Origin of the sequence: Robbsia sp. KACC 23696 (assembly GCF_039852015.1) — a bacterium.
In the GTDB taxonomy this organism is placed as follows: Bacteria; Pseudomonadota; Gammaproteobacteria; order Burkholderiales; family Burkholderiaceae; genus Robbsia.
This window is the reverse complement of the sequence record NZ_CP156626.1, coordinates 340868-367299: the sequence shown is the minus strand read 5'-3', so window position 1 is coordinate 367299 and position 26432 is coordinate 340868. Positions and strand designations below refer to the sequence as shown.

The following is a 26432-nucleotide window of genomic DNA, read 5'->3' as shown; positions in this document are numbered from 1 at the left end:
GCCTGCCAGGGCAGGCATAAAAATTGCAATATCCGGCAACCAAACGTTATTCAGTCTCTGAGCGACGGAGTTGCCGCAATGCCAGCCGAATCGGACGATTCACGCCAACACACGACTTTGTCGGACGACGCCCCGTCCGCGATAGCGCCCGCCTCCGCGGACGTCGCGCGGGTCTTTGTCGGTTGCGATCCGAACAATTGCGACCTGGAACAAATGATGGTGCTGGAGTACAGCCTGCGCCGTCATGCGTCGATTCCGGTCGAGATTCACTGGATGCAATTATCGCGGGACCCCGCCAGCCCGTGGTATTCCGAGCCTGAAAAGGGCCTTGGTTGGCGGACGGACCTTTGGGTAACGCCTTTTTCGGGTTTCCGCTGGGCGATTCCGGCACTCTGCAACTATCAAGGTCGCGCGATCTACATGGACGCCGACATGGTCGTCCTACGCGATATTGCCGACCTGTGGCGCACGCCGCTCGCACCGGGACAGGCCCTCGCCGCGACCAAGCGGAAGAAGAAAAGCTGGCGTTATTGCGTCATGGTCTGGGATTGTGCCGAGGCGAAGACGCACCTGCCGTCGCTGGAAGCGCTGCGCGGCGCACCCGGCGCGCACGCCGACCTTATTCATTTTTTCAACGACCATCCGGAATTTACACACCGGCTGCATCCCGATGAAAACAACGTCGACGGCGAAAATCGGCCGTTGAAAGACATTCGTATCCTGCATTACTCGGATATCGGCACCCAATTCACGCACAAATACGCCTTTCCCCGTCTGGCCGCGGAAGGCGCCCGGCATTGGTTCGACGGCGATGTGCTGGCGCATCCGCGGACCGATCTTCAGGCTGTGTTCGATCAATATTACGCCGATGCGCTCGCCGCCGGCTATACGCTCGAGGCGTACCGAAACGCCCATCCCTTCGGACGGATCGTCAAGGCCAGTCAGGCCCACTACACCGGCAATAAGCGCACGCGACGGATGTCGCTCTGGTCGCGGATCAAATGGCGCTTGCGCGGCGGCAGCGTGCCGACGCATGCCGCCGGCGCGCTGTCCACGTCGCAGGAGATCGGCAAATGATCGGTGCCCATTTCGCCCGCCCCTTTGGTAAAGGCCGCCAAAACGCGCCTGCGGAAGCAACCGTCAGCCCGCGCGCGGCAGCACATCGACCGTCGCAGACGCCCCAGGCTCAAGCAACCGACCGCGCCGCCGATGTTCCCTATGCCCAAGGGCGCAGCCGCCTGGACCGTGCGTGGCGACGCGTCTACGCCGCCGTACTGAAAACAGTATTCCGGGCGACGCATTCCGCCGAGCAACGCCACAGCGAACGGCTCTGGCCGCATGCGCGGGTGATCCGGGATGATGCGGGGCGCGTCACGCGCTTCGTCGTGCACGGTCGGGATTTCCCGCTCGCGAATGCCGATGCCTCGATCCGCCAGGGCGCCGGAGCCGCGGGCGCGCAAGGCGAAACGAACGTCCCCGGCCAGCCCACGCTGCCGCCGCTCCACCTGATCGCCTGCGGCCCGTCGGTTGCCCAGATCGACTACCCGGCGTTGACCGCCGCCACGCCGACACACAAGCGAATAGGCGTCAACGGCGCGGTGGCGTTGACGCGGCAGTACGGCATGCAGTTCGACTACTACTGCATCACCGATAACGGCTTCATCCGGCATCGCGAAGATCTGGTCGCGCATCTGATCGCGCAGGATCTGGTCTTGTTCACGACCCCGATCTGCCTGTGGACCATCCTGCAGCGCTTCCCCCAATCGGCATTCCGCTGCCGCGTGTTCCTGATGGAGCGCGTCGGCCAGCAGGCCCTGCGTCCGAAGGAATGCTATGCCGATGTGGTGGCGCGCTCGAACGGGACGATGGCGCACTTCGATACGGCGATGCCGCTCGGCTTCAGTCATGACATCGCCCGAGGCGTCTTTCCCGGTGGTACCGTCGCCTTCGAGGCGTTACAGGTGGCCGCGTGGTTGGGGCACGGCGATGTCTATCTGCATGGGCTCGATCTGGGGAATGCCGCGGAAAAGCCGCGCTTCTACGAGAGCCCGGAAGACAAGCTGCCGACGATGATTCATCGACAGTTAGAAGGCGAAATCCTGCCCTCGTTCCAGCATGCCGCGCCTATTTTGCGGGCCAAGCGGGTGAGGGTGACGAATTTGTCGATGGAAAGCGCACTGGACCGCTCGGTGTTCCCGAAGGTCGATTGGCGCATGCTGCCGTGCATGTTGGCCTACGCCACGATCGCGCGGGCACACCGCCGGACGGAACCGGAGCGGAAGCCGGATGCGGCTGAATCGGAGCAATCAGCGCAATCGGCACGCGGCAGCAGCCCGAGCCGACGCGGCGACTGGCACCACCACTCCGCCGCCGCGTGATCAATAACCGAGGCTCATCCCGAGGCGGCTGATCACCATCAGCAGGATCTGCGTGATCACGAACAAGGCCAGCGGCGACAGATCCATGCCGCCGATCAGCGGCAGCACGCGACGCAGCGGGTTCAGGAACGGCGCGGTCAGGATGTCGAGCAACACCATCGTCGGCGCGCGCGGATTGAGCCAGGACATCAACGCCATCAACAGCGTCGCCCACATCACCAGCGTGACCGCCCACTTCAGCGTGGTCAGCAAGGCAAACGCAAGCACCATCGGGAACAAACTGCCCGGATCGCCGCCCGCCACCAGGACCACCAGCAGCAGGTAGACAAGCGCGGTCAGCCAGGCCGCCAGCAGGCAGGCCCAATCGATACCACCGGTGCCCGGCAGCACGCGCCGCAACGGCACGACCAACCAATCGGTGATTTGAAACACGCCCTGCGAAACCGGGTTGCGGGGCGGCATCCGCACTGCCTGCATCCATGCGCGCAACAACAAGGCTGCGCCGAACAGCGTAAAAACGATGTCGATGAGAAAACGGGCGATATCGCCGAACATGCTGACTCCTGAATCCATTCAATGGTGACGCACGCCGAGCGAGGGAAACCGCGCCACAGAAGCCGCGGCCCGGACCCGTTGCCGGATCGATCGGCCGTACCGACGCGCCACGGGATTGTCGCACGACACAAGGGCCGTCGACACGACACGCCAAGACTGTTGTTTGTTATCCCGGCTGGCCCGACAGCGCGTCGCGCGGCACGTCCAGCGGTGAACGGGCTAGCTCGACGTAGCGATGACGGCCACCGGTCGGTTCGGATGCCATTAGCGCAATGCGCTTATAGGACCAGTCCACCGGCGCTAAAGAGAGCGAAGCGACGGCACCACCGAGATCGGACGGCGTCGCATCGCGCAGCAGACTGACGTGCGGGCGAAACGGCTCGTCCTTGATCGGCAGGCCCGCCACGGTGATGCGCTCGACCAGATCGCGCTGCAACGCCAGCAGGTCAGTCAGGCCGCTGGCGTCCTGTGCCGCGGCAACGTCTTCCTCCGAGCGTCCACTCCCGACACCGACGCCATCGCCGATGCCGGCCCAGACGATCCGGCGGCGGGCAAACGCGCCGAAACGGGCAAACTGCAAGGTCCCGGGCGGCACGCTGTAGGCCGTCGTCATCGCCGCCAGCATCGGCAGCCGATCCGTCGGTACCTGTCCGAGGAACAGCAAGGTCAAATGCAGCGATTCGGTCGGCAGGCGTCGGCCGCCGCAGCGGCGCTGGACCTGCAACGCCCGCCGCGCCAGCGTTTCACGGACGTTATCATCGGGCAACAAGGCAAAAAATAAGCGCATCTGCTGTCTCCACTGAGACTCGATGCTGCCCTGCCGCCCCTTGCCTCGTCAAGCCGGGCGCCATGGCGGTCCATCGACGGCGGGCTCCGCGACCATATGCTCATAACGAAAAAGTCGAACCGATTCAGTCCGTTTCACGCCATTCGACCTGTTTTGCGCCAAAGCGGGTCTTTATAATGGCCCGTTTGTTCCCAGACATTTGCCGGGACGGCATGACCTCGCGCCGGCGTATCCTGCTGTTTTCTCCGGCATCATTCAACGCAGCGAAGCCGCAACGCTCGACCGTATGGCCTTATCCGCATCCCGATCCGCTCCTCGCGGCGCGCACGCCGTCTTTTCCGACGTGCCTGCTGCTGCCCACGCCGCCGTTGCGCATGGCGCCCCGTCCGAGACGTCTCGCGGCGATGGCGGCGCGCGACCGCCGTCCGCACCGATCGCGCCACCGCCGCCGGCGCCGGGCAAGCCGCGCAAATCACGGCGCGTGCTGCCGGGCTTCGGCCTGACGCTGGGCTTCAGCCTGTTCTATCTGTGCCTGATGGTCTTCGTGCCGTTGTCCGCCTTGTTCTTCCGGACGGCGGGACTGGGCTGGGACGACTTCGTCACCGCCGTCGCGGCGCCGCGCGTGCTGGCGACCTATCGCGTCACGTTCGGCTGTGCGCTGATCGCGGCACTGATCAATCTGGTATTCGGTCTGCTGATCGCCTGGGTGCTGGTGCGCTACCGTTTCCCGGGCAAGCGCATCGTCGACGCGCTAGTGGACCTGCCGTTCGCGTTGCCGACCGCCGTCGCTGGCATCGCGCTGACCGCGATCCTGTCGAACAACGGCTGGCTGGGCCAATATCTGGCGATGGTCGGCATCCACCTGGCCTATAACCCGGCCGGCATCGTCGTGGCACTGACCTTCATCAGCCTGCCGTTCGTCGTTCGTACCGTGCAACCGGTGCTGGAAGACAGCGAGGCCGAACTCGAAGAGGCGGCGGCCAGCTTGGGCGCGACGCGTTGGCAGATCTTCTCGAAGGTGATCCTGCCTGCGATTTCGCCGGCGCTGCTGACCGGTTTTGCAATGGCCTTCGCGCGTGCGGTCGGCGAGTACGGCTCGGTGGTCTTCATTGCCGGCAATATGCCGATGGTGTCCGAGATCACGCCCTTGCTGATCATGGTCAAGCTCGAGCAATTCGATTACGCCGGCGCCTCGGCCGTTGCGGTCGTCTTGATGATCACCTCCTTCATCCTGCTGCTGGCCATCAACGGACTCCAAGCCTGGCAACGTCGCCTGCTCGCGGGAGGCCGTAAATGAGCGCGTCCTCGACCAGCCGGCCACAACGGCCCGCCAGCCCGCCCGGCGCGCCCACGCCGCGCAACCAGCAGCACATGTCGCAAACCGCACGTATTCGGCGTGGCACCGAGGAAGCGCCGTGGGTGCGTCGTCTGTTGATCGGCATCGCGCTGCTGTTCGTCGCGCTATTTCTGGTATTGCCGCTGCTCACCGTCTTTGTCGAGGCGTTGCGTAAGGGCGTGGGCGCCTATCTCAGCGCGTTGACCGATCCCGACGCGTGGTCCGCGATCAAATTGACGCTGCTCGCCGCCGCCATCAGCGTGCCGATGAATGTCGTGTTCGGCGTTGCGGCAGCCTGGGCGCTTGCAAAGTTCGAGTTTCGCGGCAAGGCCGTGCTGATCACCTTGATCGATCTGCCGTTCTCGGTATCGCCAGTGGTGGCGGGCCTGTCCTACGTACTCGTGCTGGGGGCGCAGGGCTGGCTCGGCCCCTGGCTGATGGACCACAATATCCAGATCGTCTTTGCCGTGCCGGGCGTGGTGCTGGCCACCGCCTTCGTGACCCTGCCGTTGGTGGCGCGCGAACTGATTCCGTTGATGCAGGCACAGGGCAGCGACGAGGAACAGGCGGCCATCGTATTGGGCGCCAGCGGCTGGCAGACGTTCTGGCACGTGACCTTGCCGAATATCAAATGGGGCCTGCTGTATGGCGTGATTCTGGCCAACGCCCGCGCCATGGGTGAGTTCGGCGCCGTGTCCGTGGTCTCGGGCCATTTGCGCGGCGAGACGATCACGATCCCGCTGCAGGTCGAGATTCTGTATAACCAATTCCAGATTCAAGCCGGCTTCGCGGTGGCATCGCTGCTCGCGTTGCTGGCGCTCGTCACGCTGCTGATCAAGTCCGCGGTGGAATGGCGCCACGAACGCGAGATGAAGCGGCTGGCCGATCTGCCCAGCGAGCATCCGGGCACCGATGTCGTCGTCGATGCCCACGCCAATGTGAGTGGGGCGGCCGCGCACGGCGCCGCTGCTTCCGATGTTTCCCGCGCCAATCGGCGTGCCTGAGGTTTCCGATGAGTATCGAAGTTCAACACGTGAACAAGCGCTTCGGCGATTTCCAAGCGCTGAACGACGTCAACCTGCATATCGCGCAAGGCGAGCTGATTGCGCTTCTCGGGCCGTCCGGATGCGGCAAGACCACGTTGCTGCGCATCATCGCGGGACTGGAAACGCCCGATAGCGGGCAGATCCTGTTTTCCGGCGAGGACAGCACCGACGTCCACGTCCGCGAGCGCCAGGTAGGTTTTGTGTTCCAGCACTATGCCTTGTTCCGGCATATGACCGTTTTCGACAACGTCGCGTTCGGCTTGAAGATCCGTCCGCGCAGCGAGCGGCCATCGAAAGCCGATATCCGCGAGAAAGTGCATGCGTTGTTGAAGCTGGTGCAACTGGATTGGCTGGCCGATCGCTATCCGTCGCAATTGTCCGGCGGTCAGCGACAGCGTATCGCCCTTGCCCGCGCGCTGGCCGTGGAGCCGAAGGTCTTGCTGCTCGACGAACCGTTCGGCGCGCTCGATGCCAAGGTCCGCAAGGAGCTGCGCCGCTGGCTGCGACGCCTGCACGAAGAACTCAACGTCACCAGCATCTTCGTCACGCACGATCAGGAAGAAGCGCTGGAAGTAGCCGATCGCGTGGTGGTGATCAATCGCGGCCGTATCGAACAAAGCGGCTCGCCGCTGGATGTGTGGCAGCGGCCCGCCAGCCCCTTCGTCTATGGCTTCCTCGGCGATGCGAATCGCTTCCAGGGCACGGCGCGCGACGGTGAGATCCAGTTGGGCGAATATACCTTCCACGCGCCATCGTCATTGCACGCTGCCGCGGGTGACAGCGCGTCGGCACCGGCTTCGGCGGCCCTGCCCGCGACCGGCGAAGCGGATGCCTTTATCCGACCGCACGATTTCGTCATCTCGCGTCCGTCCCCCGGCCATCATGGCATTTCGGCGCTCTTCAGCCGCGCCGTGGTGATCGGCGCGGTGGCCAAGCTCGAATTGCTCGCGCGGGCGGAGACGGTTGGAATGGCACCGACGGCGGGCGCCGGTGCCGGCATCGCCGTCATCGAAGCGCAATTGCCGGCCCAGCAGTTCCTCGATCTCCAGTTGCAGGAAAACGAGGAAGTGCTGCTGTCGCCGCGCCGCGCACGGGTCTTCGTTGGCGACAGGACCATCGATATCGGCAGCCCCGCAACGGCTGAGAGCTAAGCGCGCGCGAGGCTGGCGACGCGTCGGCCCCCGGCGCTCAGCTGCCTGCGGGTCCGCGCCAGGCGCGCAGATGGGCCAGTACAGCGGCACCGTACGGCGTGCCGAACCAGCGCGTGTGCCCGAGCAGATAGTCGTCGTAGGCAACGGCAGCGGCTTCGGCAAGGCCGAGCACGCCAGCGAAATAGCCCACTTCGGACAGCGCGAATTCCGTATGAACGATCGGCAATAGCGCGACTATCGCGGCAAGATCCGCCTCGGTCAACGGCGTCACGCGGTGATAGCCGCCCAACAATGCATCGATCTGGTCCAGATGAACCGGTCGCGCATCGGACTGCACCAGCCATTCGATCGTATTGCGCTCGATCGCCAGCGCCAGATCCATCACCGCACAGGTCCGGTCCGCGAGACCGAAGTCGAGCACCGTCCCGACATCGGGGACGGACGATCCCGGCGCCCCGCTGCCGCTGACGCTGCCGCCCTTCGACCACAACAGGTTCGACGCATGCCAGTCGCCGTGCGTCCACAACGGGGTCAGGCCAGGCGCGGCCGGCGCGCCCTCGGCTTCCAATAGCGGGACGAACTGCGTGTGCCAAGGACCGATCGCCGCGACGATCTCCTCGCGCCAGGGCCGCATCGCCAAGGCCTGCTGCAACAAGGGTTGGGCGGCGACCCAATTCTCCAGTGCCGGCAGCAAGGCCGACGCGCCGATCACCTGGTAACTCGACAGCAGCAGACGCGGCGGACGAGCCGGCGCATCATAGCCGCGTGCCGCACGATGCAGGCGCGCCAGCGCGGCGCCCGCCGCAAACGCATGCTCGACGCGCGCGAACGGCTCCCAGGACATGACGTCGCGATACAGATCCTCGCCATCGCCGACGCCATGGACCTCGTAGGTCCATTCACCGATCTGGATCGCCGTGCGTCCCAGGCGATCGCCCAGGACCTGCACCACCGGAAAACCTTGGCGATGCAGGTGGGCGATGAAGCGATGCTCCTCCGCCAACGCCGCCACGTCCCGCAGCCGCTCGTGATGACGCTTTACGAACACCGTTTCCCCGGTGGTCAGCGTAACGAGCGCCGCCGCCGCGAAGGGGCGCGGGCTATGCCAGGAGATGACGTCGATTTCACCGGCGATCCGGTAAGACGACAACACGCTCGCCAGTTCGCTGACGATCATCAGCGGCCAGTCGCGCTCGGCCTGCTGCCCGTGGACGCCAAATTGGCCAGACTGGCCGAAGGGGCGCCCGGTAGGGCCAGCCGGTTCGGCGGCGGCTTCCCCGACGAGGTTCGGGGCCCGACCGGCCGCCGCACGTCCGACGGCACGCGTGCCGCTCGGCGACGGTGCCGATGGGACATGCGCGCCGCGCATCAGCACGCGTCGCCAACTGCGCCACCCGATCACGGCCAAAACGACGAAACCGGCATAGAGCAACGCGGTGGGATAGAGGTCTTTGTAGAGGAACATACCCACATAGATCAGGTCGAGCACGACCCAGAGACGCCAGGAAGCGATGAAACGGCGCGCGGTCCAATACTGCGCGACCAGACTGAAAGCGGACAATGGCGCATCCAACCACGGCACGGCGGCGTTCGTCCAGACCGACATGATCAGTCCGAGCACGGCGCTGCCCGCGGCGCCGATACCCAAGCCGGACAACAGCAGACCCCAGCTCGGAACGCGGACATCGACACGATTGTCGTCGACCTGAGCGCCGTCCCGATGGCGCCACTGCCACCAGCCGTAGAGCTGCATGGCGGCAAAGGCGCCCTGCAGCAACATATCCGAATACAGCCTGGCGTCGCGGAAGATCCAGGCATACAGCGCGACCGACAGCAGGCCGACCGGCCAGCACGCCCGATGACGACGCGCGGTCAACCAGACTGCCAGCGCGCTGACCAGCACGCCGGCGATTTCAATTGGTGACATCGTGATCCCTACTCTTGCCTGCCCGAGACGGCGGCGGTCCTCAGAAATCGTACGTCAAGGACAACCGTGCCGTACGCGGGGCGCCCAGGAACAGATAGGCATCGCCCTGTTGTTCGCCCGCATCCTGCCAATAATACTTGTTGAACAGGTTGTCGACGGCAAGCCTGATCGTCGTTCGATGTCCGCCGATACGAGTCTCATACCGTGCGCCTACATTGAACACGAAATAGGCGGGCACGCTAGCCGTGCCTTCTTCGTTCGCCGTCTTGCTGCCGCTGAACACCACGCCGCCCAGCAGATGCAGGCCCGGAAGCGGATGCACCGCGTAATCGCCATAGATCGTGGCGCGCAGTGCCGGCACATTGATGACCTGATGGCCTTCGTAATCGGCGGTGCCGGTCCCCGAGGCCCGCGCGCGGATCGCGGCCAGACTGCCGTTCAGCGTCAGGTCGCGGCTCGCACGGCCCGAGACGTTCAGCTCGACGCCGGTATTGCGCTGCGTGCCGTGCTGAACGAAGGTGTAGCCGGCGGCGCTGTCGTCGGGTGCCGCGAATTCGAACGGTTTGTTGATCGTAAAGACCGAGAGGCCCACGCTCAAGGCCTCACGCCAATCGTATTTGACGCCGCCTTCGAACTGCGTCGACATCAGCGGCGGCAGGAAAGCATAGGCATTCGTCGCACGGAACGGCGCCTGGGAGCCCAGGGACAAGGCCCTGCTATACGACGCATACACGGACACCGGCGTGATCGGTTTGTAGACCACCGCCAGTTGCGGCAGGAAGGTCGTGCGGTCCGTATGCGTGGCCGCCGTATCGATATCGCTCCAGCTACGCTGTCGCAGGAACACCTCCCGACCGCCGCCCAGCACTTGCCAATGCGGGCCGATCGACACTTTGTCGGTCGCGAACACGCCGTATTGCCAGGCATCCAGTTGCGGATAGGACGGACCGGCCTGATTCGGCGACGGATCGAACGTCAGGTCCGGGCCATAGATATTCTCGCTGCCGACATAGTCGTTGACCGCCGTCGACATGCTGACGATGCGCCGCTGGATATCGATGCCGACCGATAGATCATGCCGAACCGGCCCGGTATTGACGCTGCCGACCAAGGCGCTGCGGACTTCGTCATTGCGCCGGTATTCGCCGGGACTGCGGAAATCGTAGACATCGAAATCGCCGTTCGTGCCGAAGAAATACGGCGACGACCCGTCGCTGTTGCCATAGGCGAAGGCGACGTTATCGTCGATCATCGTCCGGCTGCGGCTGACGGCGACATAGGCGCGCCAGTCGTCGTTGAACTGGTAGTCGAAGCGACCATTCAGGTTCAGCGCATCGGTGGTCGTCGGCTTGGCCCACGGCTGGGTGCCGAGCAACTTGCTCGTCGAGGCCGCGGACGGCACGACGGTGCCGCCGAGCAACTGATAGCCCGACACCGATTTCTGCGTCAATTGCTGAAACTCGGCATCCAGCTGCAGGCTGGCGCGCGGCGTCAGATTCCAATCCAGTGCGACCGAGCCGAAGGTGCGGCGGCCGTTGGCGCCGTCCACATAGGAGTGCGTGTTTTCTTGCGCCGCATTGACGCGGAAGCCGAACGCATTGTCCTGCCCGAACCGCCGTCCTAGGTCGACGGCGGCAGACGTCGATCCGCGACTGTCCGTGCCGACGGTGACGCTCTGGACGTTCTCCGGGCGCTTGGTGACGAAATTAACGATGCCGCCCGGCGCGACCACGCCGCTTTCGATCCCGGCCAGACCGTTGAGCACCTCGACGCGCTCCTTGTTTTCGAGACCGAATTGCTGCTCGCCGGACGCGGCCATGCCATTGACCTTGATCGCGCTGGCGAGGTCGATCGGAAAACCGCGGATCGTGAAGTCCTCGTAATAGCCCACGGGCGCGTAGGCATTGCCGACCGAGGCGTCGTTGCGCAGCACGTCGCTGAGCCGCTTGGCCTGCTGGTCCGCGATCAGCGCCGAGGTCATGACGGTCACCGATGCCGGCGTATCCCGTAAAGGCGCGTCATCGCTGCCGGTAATCGAGGACGTCCGCGCGCGGTAGCGATCCGCCGTCGTAGCGCTGCCGGCGCCGGGCGCGGTCACCGTCACCGCGGGCAGCGCTTTATCGCTAGCGGTGGTGGCCGCAGGCGTGGCAGCGTCCGATGGCGCGGAGGCGGAAGCCGGCGCGGCAGCGGGCCTGGCATCGACCACCGCCTGGGCCAGCACGATATGCGGCATTGCCGTCAAGGAGAGGCCCACCATCGTCGGTACGACCGGCACCCCCGCCAGCGATACCAAAAACACAGCCGCGCGCGTCTTTTTCATCTGTCCCACATATTTTCGAACCGTGGCGCATAGTAACGGCAGCCGGACGATCCGTAAATTCCGCGACAGCTTCGCTGCAGTGCAATATGTGGCGTCAGTGCGGCACGTGCCCCATCGCCACGAGCAAGACCGTCAAAGTCAGCAGGGAGCACACGGTGGTAAGCAGAATCACCTGGGACGTCACCACCGCTTCGCGTTTGTAGAATTCGGCGAGCATGAAGGGCCCGGTGCCAGTGGGCAATGCCGCCAGCATGACCGTGATGCCGAGGAGATCGCCGGACATGCCGAACCAATGCCCGGCGATCCACCAGGTCAGCAGCGGCTGGCCGATCAGTTTCAGCGCCACGAGAATGACGGTGGTGGGACGCAGGCGCCCGGAGGGCCGGTCCTCGGCCAGGAACAGGCCCAGGCTGATCAGCGCGCAGGGGCTTGCCGCGTCGCCCAGCAGCTTCAGGAACATCTCCGCGCTCTGCGGCACGCTCAGATGCACGGCGGCCACCAGCCCGCCGGCGATCGGCGAAACGATCAGCGGATTCTTGGCCAGCGACTTCACGACCTTCCACGCCAATTTAAGCGGCTGACGCTCCGTTTGCACGCCGATCTCGATCAGGACGATCGCGCCGGCGAACAACACGCAGGCGACGATAATCGTCGCGATCGTCGCCAGCATATGACTTTGGGCCCCGTACAGCACCATGCCGAGCGGGAAACCGATATAGCCGGTATTGGGATAGGCGGCGGCGATCGCGTCGATACTGGCATCGGCGAGATGCCGGCCAGCCCGCATCCGCCAGATCAGCACCACCAGAAAGATCGCCACGGCGACGAGCGCGAAGGCGGCGATAAACGCCGGCTGGTCCATTTGCGTCCAGGTGGCGTGCGCCATCACATCGAACAGCAAGGCCGGCAGCGCCAGCCAGACCACAACCTTATTCAGCTCCGACGCCGCGGTGGGCCCCATGATCCGGCGTTTTCGGCACAGGAAGCCCGCCAGTATCAGCGCGAAGATCGGCAGCAGTATTTCAACGGTAGTCAACATCGGGGCGCGCGGCAAGAGCTTGGAATATTAGGACAGCCGCGAGCATAATCCGCTGAATTGATACAATCCAATATCGATTTCCTTTCACTTTGATACCTTTTTCGCATCATGATCGACGTGAAGCCGCTGCGGTATTTCGTGGCCCTGGCCGAGACGCGCCACTTCGGCCGGGCGGCCGCGGCGCTGCATCTATCGCAACCACCGCTGAGCCGCCAGATCGCGGCGCTGGAAACCACGCTCGGCGTGACCTTGTTCGATCGCGAACCGCGCAACGTGACCCTGACGGCTGCCGGCGAACGGTTTTATCAAGACGCCGTCGCGATCCTGGCATCGATCGAACAGGCCGCGAAAAATGCGCGGGCGGCGGCCCGCGGCGACCTCGGCGCGCTGTCGATCGGCTTCACCATGTGCGCGTCATACAGCGTCATGCCCCGTTTTGCGCGCGCGTTCGGTGCCGCGCATCCGGATGTCTCGCTCCGCCTGCGCGAAGTGGTATCGAACGATCTGGCCGCACAGGTGCTCTCCGGTCAGATCGATGCGGCCATCATGTTCCAACAGGTCTTGCCCGACAGTCTGGTCGCACGCGTGGTCGTCGACGAGCCGCTCTGCGTCGCGCTCGGACGAAACCATCCGCTTGCCAGCAGCGCATGCGGCACCAATCCGGCGCCGTCGCTGAAGATCGCGCAACTGGCCGGCGAGCCCTTCGTATTGGCCGCGACGGAAGTCGCGCCGCGGTTGCGCGATACGATCGTCACGCATTGCCGCGCCGGCGGCTTCGAACCGACGGTGCGCTTCGAGGTCCAGTTGCAGCAAACGGTGCTGAGTCTCGTCGATGAGGATGTCGGTGTCGCACTCGTGCCGGACTCGATGCGCAAGGCAGCCTTGCCCGGGGTGGTTTTTCGGGCGCTTGCCGACGCACCGACGATCGAGCAGATCCTCGTCTGGTCGCCGACCAATCGCAACCCTTGCCTCGCTCCGTTTCTTGCGCTCGACGGCATGCCACGCGCCATCGTTTCGGGTGATAATCGGCCCTGACGCATTCCGGCATGATCCGTCGTGAAACGGTCGTTTAAAAAGACCCGTCGACAGAGACCGACGCCGATCCCGTCGTCCTGCCTGCGCCCGTTTGCGGCGCAACCATTCAGCATCCCGAATTTTGATCCGTCGTATGCTGAATTGCGCCGAAGTGTGTAAGCTGTCTCAGCCACTTTACAGATTTGTCTCGTCGGTCGCGTAAAGTGCGACGTTTTCGTCCGTCGGACGGCTCACTGCTCCGCTTCTCCTCTGTGACCCATGGGTGACAACGCGATGACCACGCCTTCTTTCCTGCCGCCTGGAGTGGCCCCGCAGCTCCTGATGCCCCGGGAGCTTGATCCCATTCACAAGCCATTGCTGTCGCTGGTCGTACCGTTCTATAACGAAGGCGAAGTAATCGATGCTTTTTTCGCCGCAGTATTGCCGCAACTGGAAGCGCTGAGCGAATTTCGTTTCGAGATTGTCTGCATCAACGACGGCAGCCGCGACACGACGCTGCAGCAACTGCTCACGTATGCCGCAGCGGATCCACGCGTGGTGGTCATCGATCTGACGCGCAATTTCGGCAAGGAATCCGCACTGTCCGCCGGTCTCGACGAAGCGCACGGCGATGTCATCGTGCCATTCGATGCCGACCTGCAGGATCCGCCGAACGTGATCCCGCTGATGATCGAGAAATGGCGCGAAGGATATGACGTCGTCGTCGCGAAGCGTGCCGACCGCAGCACCGATTCGATGATGAAGCGCAAGACGGCCGCGATGTTCTACCGCTTGCACAATCACTTGTCGGACGTGCCGATCCCGGAGAACGTCGGCGACTTCCGCTTGATTTCGCGCGTGGTCGTAGATGCATTGACGCAATTGCCCGAGACACGGCGCTTCATGAAAGGCCTGTTCGCATGGGTCGGCTATCCCACCGCGACGGTGGAATACGCGCGCGAGGCACGGGTGGCCGGCGACAGCAAGTTCTCGGGGTGGCGTCTGTGGAATTTCGCCCTGGAGGGTTTCACCAGTTTCAGCACGCTGCCCTTGCGCGTGTGGACGTATCTCGGCGTCGTCTTCGCCATCTTTGCGTTTTTGTATGCGTTTTTCTTGATAGCACGCACCGTGGTATTCGGTGTGGCAGTGCCTGGTTATGCGTCCATTCTCACCGTCGTACTGATGCTCGGTGGCATGCAACTGATCGGCATTGGTGTGTTGGGCGAGTACGTTGGACGGATTTACTTCGAATCTAAACGCCGGCCAATCTACCTCGTCAAACGACGCTATGAACAACGTCCACGCGGCTGATGCGCAAAACGCGCAATCTCTAGGGTCCCGTTCACTCCAGGCGCAAATGCCCGCGCCGGCGGAGGGTCCGACGGACATTCCCCCTCTATCGACAAGTCGAACGGAAAGCGCCGTACCGCTGCCGCGCGTGCACAGTCGGCAATTCACCGCCGCGGTGTGGGCGATCGTCGCCCTCGCCGTGGCGATGCGCTTGCCGGAGCTTTCCAGTCGTTCCTTCTGGACCGACGAAGCCTATAGCTTCTGGTTCTCCAGCCTGAGCTGGCACGACCTCTGGCATACGACGCCGCAATACGAGACGCATCCGCCGTTTTACTACTCGATCCTGAAACTGTGGATGGGCGTCGTCGGCAGCAGCGAGGCGGCGATGCGAACCTTGTCCGTAATCGCCAGCGTCGCGACCATCGCCCTGGCCGCGAATGCGCCCCGCTGGATCAAGCCCGGCGCCCGCGCCGAATATATCGGCCTGATCGCAGGCGGGCTGCTCGCGATCAACGCCGGCAGCATCGAGTACGCGCAACAGGCGCGCCCCTATGCGTTACAGGGCCTCAGTTGCGCCGGCATGTTGCTGCTCTCCTGCCTTTACCTCCAGCGCCTGTTCGCGTTCCGCGGGGAGCTGAACGCCGAGGCGGTGGCGAGCAGCGCATGGTCGCCCGAATTGGCGCCTGTCGCGAACCACCGGCCCAGTACGCTGACGATCTGGCTGGGCCTGGGCGTCTGTGCCGGCATCACGTTGTGGCTCCACAATACGAGCCCGGTCATCATCATGGCCGATTGGCTGGCCATGGGCTTAGTCATCGTGCTGTACGGAAAGGGTCAGCGCATCGCGCTCCTGTGGGCCGTCGTCAAACCGCTGCTCCTGGCGCTGCTGATTTGGGCGCCGTGCGTGCCGATCCTTCTGGAAGAGTCGCGCACGGTCCATTCCGCATTCTGGGCGGAGATCTCGCCGGCAATGCTCGCCTGGCCGTTGACGCTGACGACCGGTGGCCGCCTGGCCTCGATACCGGTGCTGCTCCTGCTGGTCTACGGCGCCGTGCGGCTATATCGGGCCGAACGCGCATGGGGGCCACTGGTATTGCATGCGGTCATCGCGATCTTCCTGCCAATGACGCTGCTATTCGTAGTGTCCTATCTGTTCAAGCCGATCTTCGTCACGCGTACGATGGCGTGGATGATGACGCCGATGATCGTGCTGACGGCTGTCGGCATCGCCTTCGTCTCGACGGTCGCATGGCGGCGCCATCTGGTGCTTGCCGTCGTCGTGATCCTGTCCTTGTTGGGCGCGCGATCCTATTTCGTGAAGCCGACCGAAAATCTGCGCAAGGTCGAACAGACGCTGATGCAGCAAGTGCGCAAAGACGATGTGCTGCTGATCTATCCGAACGAGGTGGCGGTCGGCTTGAACTATTACACGCATCGCTTCCACGATGCACTGTCGGCCATCCAGATTCCGGCGGACTACCCGGCCCTGAATATGCCGCGCGACTATCTGAGCAGCAACAAGGGCGAGCCTGCGGTGATTGCGTCGGACATCCCGCGTATCAAGGCGTTGATCAGCGGACATGAAACGGTCTGGTTCGCGCGTCGCACCGCCGTCGAACGCGGTCATCCCGACCTCGTGCGCTCCGCGCTGGAGGCTGATCGTGGACAGCCGGTCACGAGCTGGAATTTCGGCAGTATCGAGCTGCTGCGTTTCGATGCCAATAAGAACGACGTCGCGGGGATTGCCCGCTAGGCAGCGTGCGGACGTAATCGACGGTGCGGCGACATCCGCGCCGCTGACAGCGCGTCTCGTGCAACGATAAGATGCATCTGGTGCGTCTGGCGCCCTCCGAGCGCTTGCGTTAGGCTTGATTGATCCCCTCTATCGAAGGAGTCATGATGCCAAGCACGCTCGAAAATAATGCAGTCGGAACCGTCCTCCTCGTCGGCGCCTCGCGCGGCATCGGCCATGCCATGGCCGCCGAGTTCCTGAAACAAGGCTGGAACGTGATCGGAACGGTGCGCGGCACGCATCGGACCGGTCTGCACGACTTGGCCGAAACGCACGCCGGACGCGTCGAAATCGCCTCGCTCGACATCACGCGCGAAGAGGAGATCGCGGCGCTGCGCGCGCGCTTCTCCGGACGTCGCGTCGAGATGCTGTTCGTCAATGCGGGAACCACGAACGCCAATCCCGACGACACTGTCGCGAACGTGTCGACGGAAGACTTCACGCACACGATGATCACCAATGCGTTAAGCCCGATGCGCGTGATCGAAAGCCTGCGGCATGTCGTGACCGCCGACGGACTGATCGGCATCATGTCCTCGGGTCAAGGCAGCATCGCGAACAACACGAATGGCATGCGCGATATTTATCGCGCCACGAAGGCCGCGCTGAATATGTTCATGCGGAGCTATGCCGCGCGTCACGCAGACGATCCGCACGCCTTGGTCTTGATGGCGCCGGGATGGATCCGCACGGAACTGGGCGGCCCCAGCGCCGCCTTCACGTTGGAAGAGACCGTCCCCGATATCGTGGGCACGCTGCTGTCGCAACAAGGCAAGCCGGGCCTGCGATACCTGGATCGCGAAGGAAAGACCGTACCCTGGTGAAGAGATGGCAGGTTGGGCGAGAAACCCGGACTTAGTTGATGAGGCCGCCGCCTTCTATATCGATCACGGCACCGGTCATGAAGCCGTTATCGATCGCAAGCAGATAACCGGCTGCCATATCTTCCGGACGACCGGCGCGGCCCACGGGCAGGCTCGCGGCGGCGCGTTCGAACATCGCGTCCCGCGCACTCGGATCCATGCCGTGGTGCGACTCGGTGTCGGTCAGTCCGGGGCTGACGATATTGACGCGGAGCGGCGCCAGTTCCCGCGCCAGCATTTTCGCGGTCGCTTCGAGCGCCGCATTCATCGCCGTCTTCACAAAGGTTCCGGGCACCGTGCGGCGCGCCAGGAAACCCGATGTCAGCGTGATGGTCCCACCCGGCCGAATGGTTTTTGCGGCCGCCTGCACCACGGCGATACTCCCCCAGAATTTGACGTCGAACGCCGCCTTGGCGGCCTGCAGGTCGAGGTCGACGATCTTGCCACCCGGCGCTTGCGAACCGGAGGTGATCACGAGGTGGTCGATCGGGCCCAATGCCGCGAAATAGCGCGCCATCGCATTGGCATCCTTGACGTCCAGACCGCTGCGGCGGCTGGCGCTGACTACCTTGCCCGGACGCTCGCTCAGTGCTTGCGCGACGGCGCGACCAATACCGCTGGTGCCGCCTACGACGAGGGAGACGGTGTCGTCGGTGAAATGCATGAAAGGACCTCGCTAGTTTTTTGAGAAAAAGGATGGGATCGATTTTATGCCTTGCGGAATACCCTGATAATTGCTCTAATTCCTGAAACTTATTTCGGGTAATTCGAAAAGTGTACGACAACCTTCGCGTCTTTCTCACCATCCTCGAAAGGGGTGGCCTCTCCGCTGCCGGGCGCGAACTGGGGCTGTCGCCCGCGTCGGTATCGGAAAGGTTGGTGGCGTTGGAGAAACATTACGGCGCCAGCTTGTTGACGCGGACGACGCGCTCGATCAGCGTGACCGATGAGGGGCGGATCGTTGCCGAAGGCGCGCGCCGCCTGCTTGCGGAAGCGGAAGAACTGGAGAGCCGGGTCAGGTTCGGTACCGAAAAGATCTCCGGCCCGATCCGATTGACCGCCCCGGTCGATCTCGGGCAGACCCGTATCGTCCCGATCCTCGACCGCTTCCTGGGCGAGCATCCTGATGTCACCATCGACTTGAATTTGACGGACAGCTTTGTCGATTTGGTCGGGCAAGGCGTCGATTTCGCGGTGCGATACGGCACGCATCCCGATAGCAACTTAAAAGCGAAGGTCATCGGTGAAAATCGCCGGTTGATTTGCGCGTCCCCGGATTACCTCCGGCGACACGGCATCCCAGAACATCCCGATGCACTGCGCGATCACGAATGCATTCGGATGCGCTTCGCATTCGGGCTCGACCACATCTGGTCGTTCCACGTCGATGGGCAGCCTTACGACGTCACGGTTGACGGGCAGCGTGCGGCCAATAACGGCCAACTGATCAAACGATGGGCGCTGCAGGGATTCGGCTTGTGCAAGAAGTCCGTCTGGGACGTGCAGGACGACTTGGCGATGGGCAGATTGATCGAGGTCTTGAAGGCGTTCGCGGTGGAACGCACCGCTCTACATATCGTGTATCCGCCGGCACGCGTACAGCCTCGCCGCGTCAGAGCACTGATCGACAGAATCGCGATGGACCTGAATACGGGACAGTGATTTTAGTACGCCGCGTCAGACCGTCCGGGCAGGCGCCCCGCTCGCCTTGAAATAAGGCGCATCGCTCGGCGCCAACGGCACGCGCCCACGGATGAGATCGGCGATCTTCTCCGCGATCATGATCGTCGGTGCATTCAAATTACCGGTCACCACTTGCGGCATGATCGAGGCATCGACAACCCGCAACCCCTCCACGCCATGCACACGCCCGTGCCCATCGACCACCGCCAGAGGATCACTCGCGTCGCCCATCTTGTTCGTACAGGAAGGGTGATAGGCCGTCTCGGCGTGCTCGCGCACAAAGTTATCGAGATCGGCATCACTGACCCGATGCTTGCCCGGGGAAATCTCGGCCCCGCTGTAAGGCGCGAGCGCCGGTTGTCGGAAGATATCGCGCGTGATGCGGATAGCCGCGCGAAACTCGCGCCAGTCCTGCTCGTGTGACATGTAGTTGAACAAGATGCTTGGATGCTCACGCGGGTCGCGCGATGTGAGATGAACGCGTCCACGGCTAGGCGAACGCATCGATCCTACGTGCATCTGGAAACTGTGCGTCTTGATCGGGTTCGATCCGTTGTAGTGAATCGCGACGGGCAGAAAGTGATACTGCAAATTCGGCCAGGCGAAGTCGTCGTGGCTACGGATAAAGCCGCCCGCTTCGAAGTGGTTGCTTGCACCTATTCCTTTTCCCGCAAAGAGCCAGGTCGCGCCGATCTTCGGCTGATTCCACCATTTCAATGCGGGTGCGAGCGATACCGCTTGCTTGCACGCGTACTGCAGATACATCTCTAAATGGTCCTGCAAGTTCGCGCCCACGCCCGGCATGTCACGGACGACGGGAATATCGAACGACCGCAGCAAGGCGGCCGGCCCGACACCGGAGCGCTGCAGAATCTGCGGCGAGGCGATGGCCCCGCTGCACAACAACACTTCGCGACGCGCATACGCCATGTGCGCTTGCCGTGCATTACCGACATACCATTTCACGCCTTCGGCCCGTGTCCCGTCGAACACGATGACATCGGTCAGCGCATGGGTAACGATATCGAGATTGGGGCGGTTGCGTGCCGGATCCAGATAGCCGCGCGCCGTGCTGCTACGACGCCCCGTCGGCGTGACCGAGCGATCCATCGGGCCGAAGCCTTCCTGTTGAAAGCCGTTCAAATCATCGGTTTTGGGATAGCCCGCCTGCACGCCGGCTTCGACCATCGCGTCGAACAGCGGGCTGCGATCGGTCTTCGGCGTCGTCACCGATAAGGGACCATCGCCGCCGTGATAGGCATTCGGGCCGATATCGCGGCGCTCCGCTTTACGGAAGTACGGCAGGCAATGCGCGTAATCCCATTGCTCGAGTCCTTTCGTCTCGGCCCAATGATCGTAGTCCATCGCATTGCCGCGGATGTAGCACATCCCGTTGATCAGGGACGACCCACCCAGCCCCTTGCCGCGCCCGCAGTCCATGACGCGATGGTTCATGAACGGTTCGGGATCCGTTTTATATCCCCAGTTATAGCGCCTTCCTTGCAAGGGATAAGCCAATGCCGCCGGCATCTGCGTTCTAAAGTCCATCCGATAGTCCGGGCCACCGGCTTCGAGCAGCAGCACGGTCACATCGGCATCCTCGGTCAGCCGCGCCGCCAAGGTGTTGCCGGCCGAACCGGCACCGATGACGATGTAGTCGTATTCTCGCTTTTGAGACATGGTGTTTTCGAGATCCGATCAGAACACGCTGTGGAAGGCACCCAGCTCCACCTGGATCGATTTCAATCGCGTGTAGTGGTGCAACGACGCGAGCCCGTTCTCTCGTCCGATGCCAGATTGCTTGACGCCGCCCACCGGCATTTGCGCAGGCGACTCGCCCCAGGTATTGATCCAGCAAATGCCGGCCGCCAGGCGATGCGCGACGTCGTGCGCGGCGGCCACATTCGGCGTGACCACGCCGGCGGCCAGACCGAAGGGCGTGTCGTTGGCCCGCGTGATCGCCTCCTCGACGGTGTCATACGGCAGGATGCTCATGACCGGACCGAAGATTTCCTCGCGGACATGGGTCATGTCGTCGCGACAGTCGGTGAAAACGGTCGGCATTACATAGGCCCCCTTGGCCCGCGCGACACTCCGGTCCCGATCTCCACCGATCAATAGACGGGCGCCCTCGCGTTTTCCCATTTCGATATAGGACAGCACTTTCTCGCGATGCGCGAAGCTCGTCAGCGGGCCGAAATTGGTTTCCGGCGCCATGGGATCGCCAATACGAATGCGCGCGACGCGCGTTACGACCGCTTCTTCGAACGCCGTCTGCATCGATCTAGGAACGAAGACGCGGGTGGCGTTCGTGCAGACCTGTCCCGAACTGAAGAAATTCGCCATGACGGCGATATCGGCCGCTAGCGCAATATCGGCATCCGGCAGAATCAGCAACGGCGACTTGCCTCCCAGCTCCATCGTGACGTCCTTGAGCGAGGATCGGGCTGCCGTGGACATCACCGTCTTGCCGGTTTCCACACCGCCGGTGAAGGAGACTTTCTGGACGACCGGATGCGCGGTCAGCCAGGCGCCGACGTCGGCGCCAGGGCCCTGCAACACGTTGAACACGCCATCGGGTAGACCGGCCTCGGTATAGATCTCCGCCAATTTCAGCGCGGACAAGGGCGTGACCTCGGACGGCTTGAAGATCATCGCATTGCCCGCGGCCAAGGCCGGCGCCGACTTCCACAACGCGATCTGAATCGGGTAGTTCCAGGCACCAATGCCGACCACGACGCCGAGCGGTTCACGCCGCGTATAAAAGAACGCCGTATCGCGCAGCGGTTGCTGGATGCCCTCCTGCACGTCGCAAAGGCCGGCATAGTATTCGAGCACGTCGGCGCCGGTGACGATATCGACCGCCCGTGTTTCCGAGATAGCTTTGCCGGTGTCGCGCGTTTCCAGTGCCGCCAATGCCTCGTTCCGATCGCGCAGCAGATCCACGGCCCGGCGCAGGACGCGTCCACGTTGCACCCCCGTGAGTGCGGCCCATTGCCGTTGACCCCGCACGGCGCTGGTCACGGCCGCCTCGACATCCGCACGCGACGCACACGCCACGCGCCCGATCACACTGCCGTCGGCCGGGTTGATCGTCTCGAAATAATGATCGGCGGCGGCCGCTGCATAGCGGCCGTCGATATACGACTGAAAAGTGGGCGTGGACATGACGGACTCGTCGAGCGGCTTGTCAGGCCTGAAGGATTGTTGATTGAACGTTCAATCAACATAGATTACCATTTTACGCCCCGAGCCGGAAAGCGCGAACGAGTCGAACGTCGTTTATGCGACGTGTCAGGGGGCGCCTACGGCTTCGTCCGAGGCGGCAGACGGGTGTCGGTTGCAGGGACGTGTACGCAGATCCGACGTCGAGAAACCGTCGGCGGGGCATGAAAACGGGGGGGAACAGAAGCAGAGTAGAAGCGCGCGGCAGCGGGTAGCGCGCGGCAATTACGTACCGTGTCGACCTAGCAAGGCGTCGACGTACTCCTGCGTGATGCGTAGCGCCAGCTTCGTATTGATCGGCCCGCCGGACAGGGCCCCGCGCAGCCATAGGCCGTCGATCAGCGCGGCGAGCCCGGTCGCAGCCCGTCGCGCGTCGAGACGCGGCATCACGCGAGCGAATTCCGCCGTCAGGTTCGACAGCAATCGACGCGTATTGACCCGTTGCAGTCGGCGCAGGGACGGATCGTGCATGCTTTGCGACCAGAACGACAGCCAGGTCTTCATGACCGGGCCGTTGATCTGCGAATCATCGAAGTTCGCCGACACGATCGCCCGCAAGCGCTGTTGCGGTTCGTCGGGCGCCTCGGCACGGCAGCGAGCCATCGCTTCGGACAGGTCGCGCAACACGTAGCGCATCGTAGTCTCCAGCAGACCGCTCTTGTCGCCAAAGTAGTGGCTGACAATGCCGACCGAGAGACTCGCCCGCTGCGCGACGGACGCCAGTGTCGTGCTGCTTAGACCGACTTCGTCGATCGATCGCAGCGTCGCTTCGATCAACTGCTTACGGCGGACTTCACGGATGTCGAGGTTGGGCATGAGGGCGATGTGGAGCGATGTTTCGTCGCGATGTTGAACAGTTTATCAATAAAACATTTCGCGTATTAAGGCTGTTCCGACGACATCGCATTCGCAGCCCATGCATAAGCGTGACGCGCGTTGGCGATATGCGTTGGCACATTCCACTGTCGCACTACCTTCGGAGATGCACCGTATGATGCGTATTGATGGCAAATACGATGTATGGAAGGCCATGCGCCCCACCGTTGCTATCGACGCTGCACGAGCCTATCTTCGCGAGACCGCCCCATGATATTTGCAAAGCTTGTTGCCCTGCTCGAACATGAGCATGCCCAATTCCGCATCATCGACCATCCTGCGGAAGGACGCTCCGACCTCGTCGCGGCGATTCGCGGAACAGCCCCCGGGCAGGGCGCGAAAGCAATGCTATGTAAAAGCAAGCACGACGACGGCACGTTGATACTGGCTATCTTGCCCGGCGACAAAAAGTTGGATTTTAAGAAAGTCGCCGCCGCCGTCGATATCAGAAAGGCGACGCTCGCGTCACCCGATGAAGCCCAACGTGAAACAGGCTGCGCAATCGGCGCGATTCCGCCCTTCACGTTTTCACCGCATATCCGCTTGGTCGTAGACGCCGAGCTGGTAGAGCAATTTCAAGAAATCGCGTTCAACGCCGGGCGCCTCGACAAATCGATCGTCCTGAATTCAAGCGACTACCTGCGGATCGCACGGCCCCTTCTTACGTCGTTATGCGTTTGAGTTGCGGCATGGGGCGGTTTTGAGATGGGAAGGATTACTCCGTTGGCCTGAGCGGTCATTCGTAGGTATTTCCGGGACCGTCCGGAATAGAACGAGAGAGGGCCGCTGTTGCGTATTCGGCCTGTACATGCCTGACCATTGCGTCGAGCGCGGCTCGGAGTGATTTCGCGCTCGTTGGATCGGTTGAGCAACGTGCGTCGACTCGCCCTGGAACGCCAGTCGACAAACGAAGGCTGGATGCATCATATAAATTACAAAAGTGATCTATATGTAAATTGTATGTGTTTATTGGCGCGAATATCTTCAATTTTGTATCATTAAATTTACAGAAATCAACTTCTTGTCTACTATATGATTCACCATGGTCAAGAAATCGCAACCCACCTTTCCGTCCGTCGCGATGCAGCTCAAAGCGCTGGGTGAACGTATTCGCCTGGCGCGAATGCGCCGTGAGCTCACGGGCGAACAATTCGCGGAGCGGGTGGGCGTTTCGCGCCCCACAATGCTACGTGTGGAAGCCGGTGAGCCAACGATCGCTGTGGGCACCTATATGCGCGCACTTCGCGTCCTGGGTCTGGACGGTGACATCGATTTACTCGCCCGTGACGACGAGCTCGGTCGAAAGTTGCAAGACTTGAAGCTGAAGCGACCGCGCCCAAGAGGTCCGCAGGCAAAATAATTTTGCTTGATAGGAATCCGCGCATTTTCTAACGGCGAGATTACGGCTGCCTTCCTCTACGCTAAGCTGCTTCTCCCGGCAGTTGACGCATAGGAGCCACGATGTCCAGAAAAAAGCAGCGCTTGCGCTACGAAGTGCATTTAGACGCACCCGAGCTGGGCGCATGTCAACGCGTCGGGACGCTATTCCCGCATGAGGCGATGACGCAATTGGCGCCGGCTTTTGAATACGATCCGAGCTGGCTCGAAAGCAAAAACAAGTTCATGCTGGATCCTCGGCTGGATCTTTGGCGCGGCGAGCAACATCCGCCATCCGGCGCCTCGGCGTTTGGCATCTTTATGGATTCCGCGCCGGACCGTTGGGGGCGCGTATTGATGGAGCGGCGCGAAGCACTGTCTGCAAAAAATGCGATTCCACCAAGGAAAATACGCGCGCTGCAAGATTTCGACTTTCTACTCGGTGTGTACGACGAGACCCGCATGGGCGGCCTACGCTTTCGCCTGCCGGAAGGTCCATTTCTTGACGACAGTGAAAACTCAGTGCCCCCAGTAACCAGGCTAAAAGAGTTAGCGCATGTCAGTCGCCTCGTCGACGGAGGCAACGAAAATATGCCCGAGTACGAAAAGTGGCTCGCGATGTTAATCGCGCCTGGGAGTTCCTTGGGCGGCGCTCGACCCAAAGCAAACTTTCGTGACGAGGACGGCAGTCTTTGGATTGCGAAGTTTCCGGCTAAGGACGACCGATACGACGTCGGTGCGTGGGAATACTTGATGCACGTATTGGGGAGAAAAGCCATGATCGAACTTCCCCAAGCACGGTGCCATAAGTTATCGAATGACTACACAACCTTCTGTGCTTCCCGATTTGATCGAGCCGGTGCCGGCCGGAGAATGTATGCATCGGCGATGACTTTACTGGAGCGCCGCGACGGCGACACAGGCGCCAGCTATATCGAGCTCGCCGAATTCATCTCTGGCAATGGCGCTCAAGGGTACATCGATACAGATCTCAAACAGCTCTTTCGTCGCATCGTGTTCAATGTCTTAGTTGGCAATCGCGACGATCACTTACGCAATCACGGTTTTATACGCGAACCGTCAGGCTGGCGATTATCCCCAGCATTCGATATCAACCCAAACCGCAGCAAGGGTGAGCACGCGATAACGATCGATGGATATGATGCTTCGCCAAATATCCAAGCGGTAATGGCAACGGCCGAGTTATATCGGCTGACAAAATTGGAAGCGGCAAGCATCAAAGCGGAAACGATAAAGGCCATCGTTGATTGGCGCAGCGACGCCGAGCGACTCGGCTTGTCCAGCCTCGAGATCCGGCAGATGGAAAGCGTCATCCAAGCCTGAATTAACACCGCACATACCGAAAGCGTTCACCACGGTAGCTTATTCATGATCAGCTCAAGTGAATCCGGGTTGCGGAGATGCAGATAACAGTGTGTCGAGGACGTGCAATAGTAACGTGAGACAATTTATCTCATCTCAGCGAGCTGATTTTTATCTACTTTATTTTTACTTCGCAGTACGAATCGATTTATCGGCATCGAGAAAATTTGAGCATGCAGGAATCGCACTGGCAGCGGCGTTGCAAAGCCTCTGCTTCTGCGTCAACGCAGACCGACGCGGCGGCTAGGACATGGACCCCTGAATCTCGGTGGTGACTTTTTTTGTTCCCTGGGTTTTTGATGCGGCCTCCTGCGCTTGGCCGCGAGAAACTCAGATTCGGCCGAGGCCGGCATTCGGCGCCGACTCCGCCGATGACCGCAGCGCGCGGCA

Annotated in this window: 21 protein-coding genes and 2 pseudogenes; 13 read left to right on the top strand and 10 right to left on the bottom strand. The window is 62.3% G+C overall.

All coding sequences use genetic code 11. The annotated features are described in order from the left end of the window. Positions 1-78: 78 nt before the first annotated feature. Positions 79-1077, top strand: coding sequence for a glycosyltransferase (locus tag ABEG21_RS01435; protein ID WP_347555521.1), 999 nt, complete (start codon positions 79-81; stop codon positions 1075-1077). After that, on the top strand, positions 1074-2378 hold the full coding sequence (locus ABEG21_RS01430; RefSeq protein WP_347555520.1) for a hypothetical protein: 1305 nt from the start codon (positions 1074-1076) through the stop codon (positions 2376-2378). Before ABEG21_RS01435 ends, ABEG21_RS01430 begins: the two co-directional genes overlap by 4 nt. Here the strand turns inward: ABEG21_RS01430 and ABEG21_RS01425 are convergent, their stop codons facing one another. Together ABEG21_RS01425 and ABEG21_RS01420 are read right to left on the bottom strand one after the other, a co-directional pair. Beyond that, entirely contained in the window at positions 2379-2933 is a 555-nt protein-coding gene (locus tag ABEG21_RS01425; protein WP_347555519.1) for a YggT family protein, read from the bottom strand. It abuts the gene before it with no gap. A 166-nt stretch (positions 2934-3099) separates the two neighbouring features. Then, positions 3100-3720 carry a 2'-5' RNA ligase family protein gene (locus tag ABEG21_RS01420; RefSeq protein ID WP_347555518.1) on the bottom strand — a complete coding sequence of 207 codons (621 nt, stop codon included), beginning with the start codon at positions 3718-3720 and terminating at the stop codon, positions 3100-3102. Between the two features lie 286 nt (positions 3721-4006). On the opposite strand from ABEG21_RS01420, the gene cysT reads away from it, so the two are divergent. The 3 genes from cysT to ABEG21_RS01405 all read left to right on the top strand — a co-directional run bounded on the left by cysT (position 4007) and on the right by ABEG21_RS01405 (position 7253). Next, positions 4007-5017 (top strand): sulfate ABC transporter permease subunit CysT, encoded by a 1011-nt coding sequence (cysT, locus tag ABEG21_RS01415; RefSeq protein ID WP_347555517.1) that lies wholly within the window; start codon positions 4007-4009, stop codon positions 5015-5017. 74 nt (positions 5018-5091) lie between these two features. Continuing rightward, complete coding sequence (cysW, locus tag ABEG21_RS01410) at positions 5092-6060, top strand: sulfate ABC transporter permease subunit CysW (protein ID WP_347556567.1); 969 nt, start codon at positions 5092-5094, stop codon at positions 6058-6060. Between the two features lie 8 nt (positions 6061-6068). Continuing rightward, entirely contained in the window at positions 6069-7253 is a 1185-nt protein-coding gene (locus tag ABEG21_RS01405) for a sulfate ABC transporter ATP-binding protein (RefSeq protein ID WP_347555516.1), read from the top strand. A 100-nt stretch (positions 7254-7353) separates the two neighbouring features. On the opposite strand, the pseudogene ABEG21_RS01400 reads toward ABEG21_RS01405, so the two are convergent. From ABEG21_RS01400 to ABEG21_RS01385, 4 genes and pseudogenes are all read right to left on the bottom strand, one after another. After that, a pseudogene (locus ABEG21_RS01400) lies at positions 7354-8475 on the bottom strand (phosphotransferase); the annotation flags it as partial. Between the two features lie 165 nt (positions 8476-8640). Continuing rightward, positions 8641-9180: pseudogene (gene pnuC, locus ABEG21_RS01395) on the bottom strand (nicotinamide riboside transporter PnuC); the annotation flags it as partial. 40 nt (positions 9181-9220) lie between these two features. After that, positions 9221-11413, bottom strand: a complete 2193-nt coding sequence (locus tag ABEG21_RS01390; protein ID WP_347556566.1) for a TonB-dependent siderophore receptor — start codon at positions 11411-11413, stop codon at positions 9221-9223. A gap of 181 nt (positions 11414-11594) precedes the next feature. Continuing rightward, positions 11595-12539: an AEC family transporter gene (locus tag ABEG21_RS01385; protein ID WP_347555515.1), complete on the bottom strand. Its 945-nt coding sequence runs from the start codon at positions 12537-12539 to the stop codon at positions 11595-11597. A 108-nt stretch (positions 12540-12647) separates the two neighbouring features. On the opposite strand from ABEG21_RS01385, the gene ABEG21_RS01380 reads away from it, so the two are divergent. The 4 genes from ABEG21_RS01380 to ABEG21_RS01365 all read left to right on the top strand — a co-directional run bounded on the left by ABEG21_RS01380 (position 12648) and on the right by ABEG21_RS01365 (position 17459). Then, on the top strand, positions 12648-13574 hold the full coding sequence (locus ABEG21_RS01380; protein ID WP_347555514.1) for a LysR family transcriptional regulator: 927 nt from the start codon (positions 12648-12650) through the stop codon (positions 13572-13574). 321 nt (positions 13575-13895) lie between these two features. Next, positions 13896-14864 carry a glycosyltransferase family 2 protein gene (locus ABEG21_RS01375; protein ID WP_347555513.1) on the top strand — a complete coding sequence of 323 codons (969 nt, stop codon included), beginning with the start codon at positions 13896-13898 and terminating at the stop codon, positions 14862-14864. Between the two features lie 127 nt (positions 14865-14991). Then, positions 14992-16596, top strand: a complete 1605-nt coding sequence (locus ABEG21_RS01370; protein WP_347555512.1) for a hypothetical protein — start codon at positions 14992-14994, stop codon at positions 16594-16596. A 146-nt stretch (positions 16597-16742) separates the two neighbouring features. Continuing rightward, positions 16743-17459, top strand: coding sequence for an SDR family NAD(P)-dependent oxidoreductase (locus ABEG21_RS01365; protein ID WP_347556565.1), 717 nt, complete (start codon positions 16743-16745; stop codon positions 17457-17459). A 31-nt stretch (positions 17460-17490) separates the two neighbouring features. Here the strand turns inward: ABEG21_RS01365 and ABEG21_RS01360 are convergent, their stop codons facing one another. Continuing rightward, positions 17491-18162, bottom strand: a complete 672-nt coding sequence (locus tag ABEG21_RS01360) for an SDR family oxidoreductase (protein ID WP_347555511.1) — start codon at positions 18160-18162, stop codon at positions 17491-17493. Between the two features lie 110 nt (positions 18163-18272). On the opposite strand from ABEG21_RS01360, the gene ABEG21_RS01355 reads away from it, so the two are divergent. After that, the gene (locus ABEG21_RS01355) at positions 18273-19160 is read left to right on the top strand and encodes a LysR family transcriptional regulator (RefSeq protein ID WP_347555510.1); all 888 of its coding nucleotides are present in this window, start codon (positions 18273-18275) and stop codon (positions 19158-19160) included. Positions 19161-19175: 15 nt separating this feature from the next. Here the strand turns inward: ABEG21_RS01355 and betA are convergent, their stop codons facing one another. The 3 genes from betA to betI all read right to left on the bottom strand — a co-directional run bounded on the left by betA (position 19176) and on the right by betI (position 23222). Continuing rightward, positions 19176-20861, bottom strand: coding sequence for a choline dehydrogenase (betA, locus tag ABEG21_RS01350; RefSeq protein ID WP_347555509.1), 1686 nt, complete (start codon positions 20859-20861; stop codon positions 19176-19178). 18 nt (positions 20862-20879) lie between these two features. Further along, on the bottom strand, positions 20880-22349 hold the full coding sequence (gene betB, locus ABEG21_RS01345; protein ID WP_347555508.1) for a betaine-aldehyde dehydrogenase: 1470 nt from the start codon (positions 22347-22349) through the stop codon (positions 20880-20882). 282 nt (positions 22350-22631) lie between these two features. Then, the gene (gene betI / locus ABEG21_RS01340; protein WP_347555507.1) at positions 22632-23222 is read right to left on the bottom strand and encodes a transcriptional regulator BetI; all 591 of its coding nucleotides are present in this window, start codon (positions 23220-23222) and stop codon (positions 22632-22634) included. Between the two features lie 270 nt (positions 23223-23492). On the opposite strand from betI, the gene ABEG21_RS01335 reads away from it, so the two are divergent. The 3 genes from ABEG21_RS01335 to ABEG21_RS01325 all read left to right on the top strand — a co-directional run bounded on the left by ABEG21_RS01335 (position 23493) and on the right by ABEG21_RS01325 (position 26003). Then, positions 23493-23963, top strand: a complete 471-nt coding sequence (locus tag ABEG21_RS01335) for a YbaK/prolyl-tRNA synthetase associated domain-containing protein (RefSeq protein ID WP_347556564.1) — start codon at positions 23493-23495, stop codon at positions 23961-23963. Between the two features lie 361 nt (positions 23964-24324). Further along, on the top strand, positions 24325-24642 hold the full coding sequence (locus ABEG21_RS01330; RefSeq protein WP_347555506.1) for a helix-turn-helix transcriptional regulator: 318 nt from the start codon (positions 24325-24327) through the stop codon (positions 24640-24642). A 101-nt stretch (positions 24643-24743) separates the two neighbouring features. Further along, the gene (locus tag ABEG21_RS01325; protein WP_347555505.1) at positions 24744-26003 is read left to right on the top strand and encodes a HipA domain-containing protein; all 1260 of its coding nucleotides are present in this window, start codon (positions 24744-24746) and stop codon (positions 26001-26003) included. Positions 26004-26432 lie beyond the last annotated feature (429 nt).

Bases quoted from the DNA above. Each gene is read 5' to 3' on its own strand.
- ABEG21_RS01435 (WP_347555521.1), top strand. From the start codon at position 79: ATGCCAGCCGAATCGGACGATTCACGCCAACACACGACTTTGTCGGAC.
- ABEG21_RS01430 (WP_347555520.1), top strand. From the start codon at position 1,074: ATGATCGGTGCCCATTTCGCCCGCCCCTTTGGTAAAGGCCGCCAAAAC.
- ABEG21_RS01425 (WP_347555519.1), bottom strand. From the start codon at position 2,933: ATGTTCGGCGATATCGCCCGTTTTCTCATCGACATCGTTTTTACGCTG.
- ABEG21_RS01420 (WP_347555518.1), bottom strand. From the start codon at position 3,720: ATGCGCTTATTTTTTGCCTTGTTGCCCGATGATAACGTCCGTGAAACG.
- cysT (WP_347555517.1), top strand. From the start codon at position 4,007: ATGGCCTTATCCGCATCCCGATCCGCTCCTCGCGGCGCGCACGCCGTC.
- cysW (WP_347556567.1), top strand. From the start codon at position 5,092: ATGTCGCAAACCGCACGTATTCGGCGTGGCACCGAGGAAGCGCCGTGG.
- ABEG21_RS01405 (WP_347555516.1), top strand. From the start codon at position 6,069: ATGAGTATCGAAGTTCAACACGTGAACAAGCGCTTCGGCGATTTCCAA.
- ABEG21_RS01390 (WP_347556566.1), bottom strand. From the start codon at position 11,413: ATGCCGCATATCGTGCTGGCCCAGGCGGTGGTCGATGCCAGGCCCGCT.
- ABEG21_RS01385 (WP_347555515.1), bottom strand. From the start codon at position 12,539: ATGTTGACTACCGTTGAAATACTGCTGCCGATCTTCGCGCTGATACTG.
- ABEG21_RS01380 (WP_347555514.1), top strand. From the start codon at position 12,648: ATGATCGACGTGAAGCCGCTGCGGTATTTCGTGGCCCTGGCCGAGACG.
- ABEG21_RS01375 (WP_347555513.1), top strand. From the start codon at position 13,896: ATGCCCCGGGAGCTTGATCCCATTCACAAGCCATTGCTGTCGCTGGTC.
- ABEG21_RS01365 (WP_347556565.1), top strand. From the start codon at position 16,743: ATGCCAAGCACGCTCGAAAATAATGCAGTCGGAACCGTCCTCCTCGTC.
- ABEG21_RS01360 (WP_347555511.1), bottom strand. From the start codon at position 18,162: ATGCATTTCACCGACGACACCGTCTCCCTCGTCGTAGGCGGCACCAGC.
- betA (WP_347555509.1), bottom strand. From the start codon at position 20,861: ATGTCTCAAAAGCGAGAATACGACTACATCGTCATCGGTGCCGGTTCG.
- betB (WP_347555508.1), bottom strand. From the start codon at position 22,349: ATGTCCACGCCCACTTTTCAGTCGTATATCGACGGCCGCTATGCAGCG.
- betI (WP_347555507.1), bottom strand. From the start codon at position 23,222: ATGCCCAACCTCGACATCCGTGAAGTCCGCCGTAAGCAGTTGATCGAA.
- ABEG21_RS01335 (WP_347556564.1), top strand. From the start codon at position 23,493: ATGATATTTGCAAAGCTTGTTGCCCTGCTCGAACATGAGCATGCCCAA.
- ABEG21_RS01330 (WP_347555506.1), top strand. From the start codon at position 24,325: ATGGTCAAGAAATCGCAACCCACCTTTCCGTCCGTCGCGATGCAGCTC.
- ABEG21_RS01325 (WP_347555505.1), top strand. From the start codon at position 24,744: ATGTCCAGAAAAAAGCAGCGCTTGCGCTACGAAGTGCATTTAGACGCA.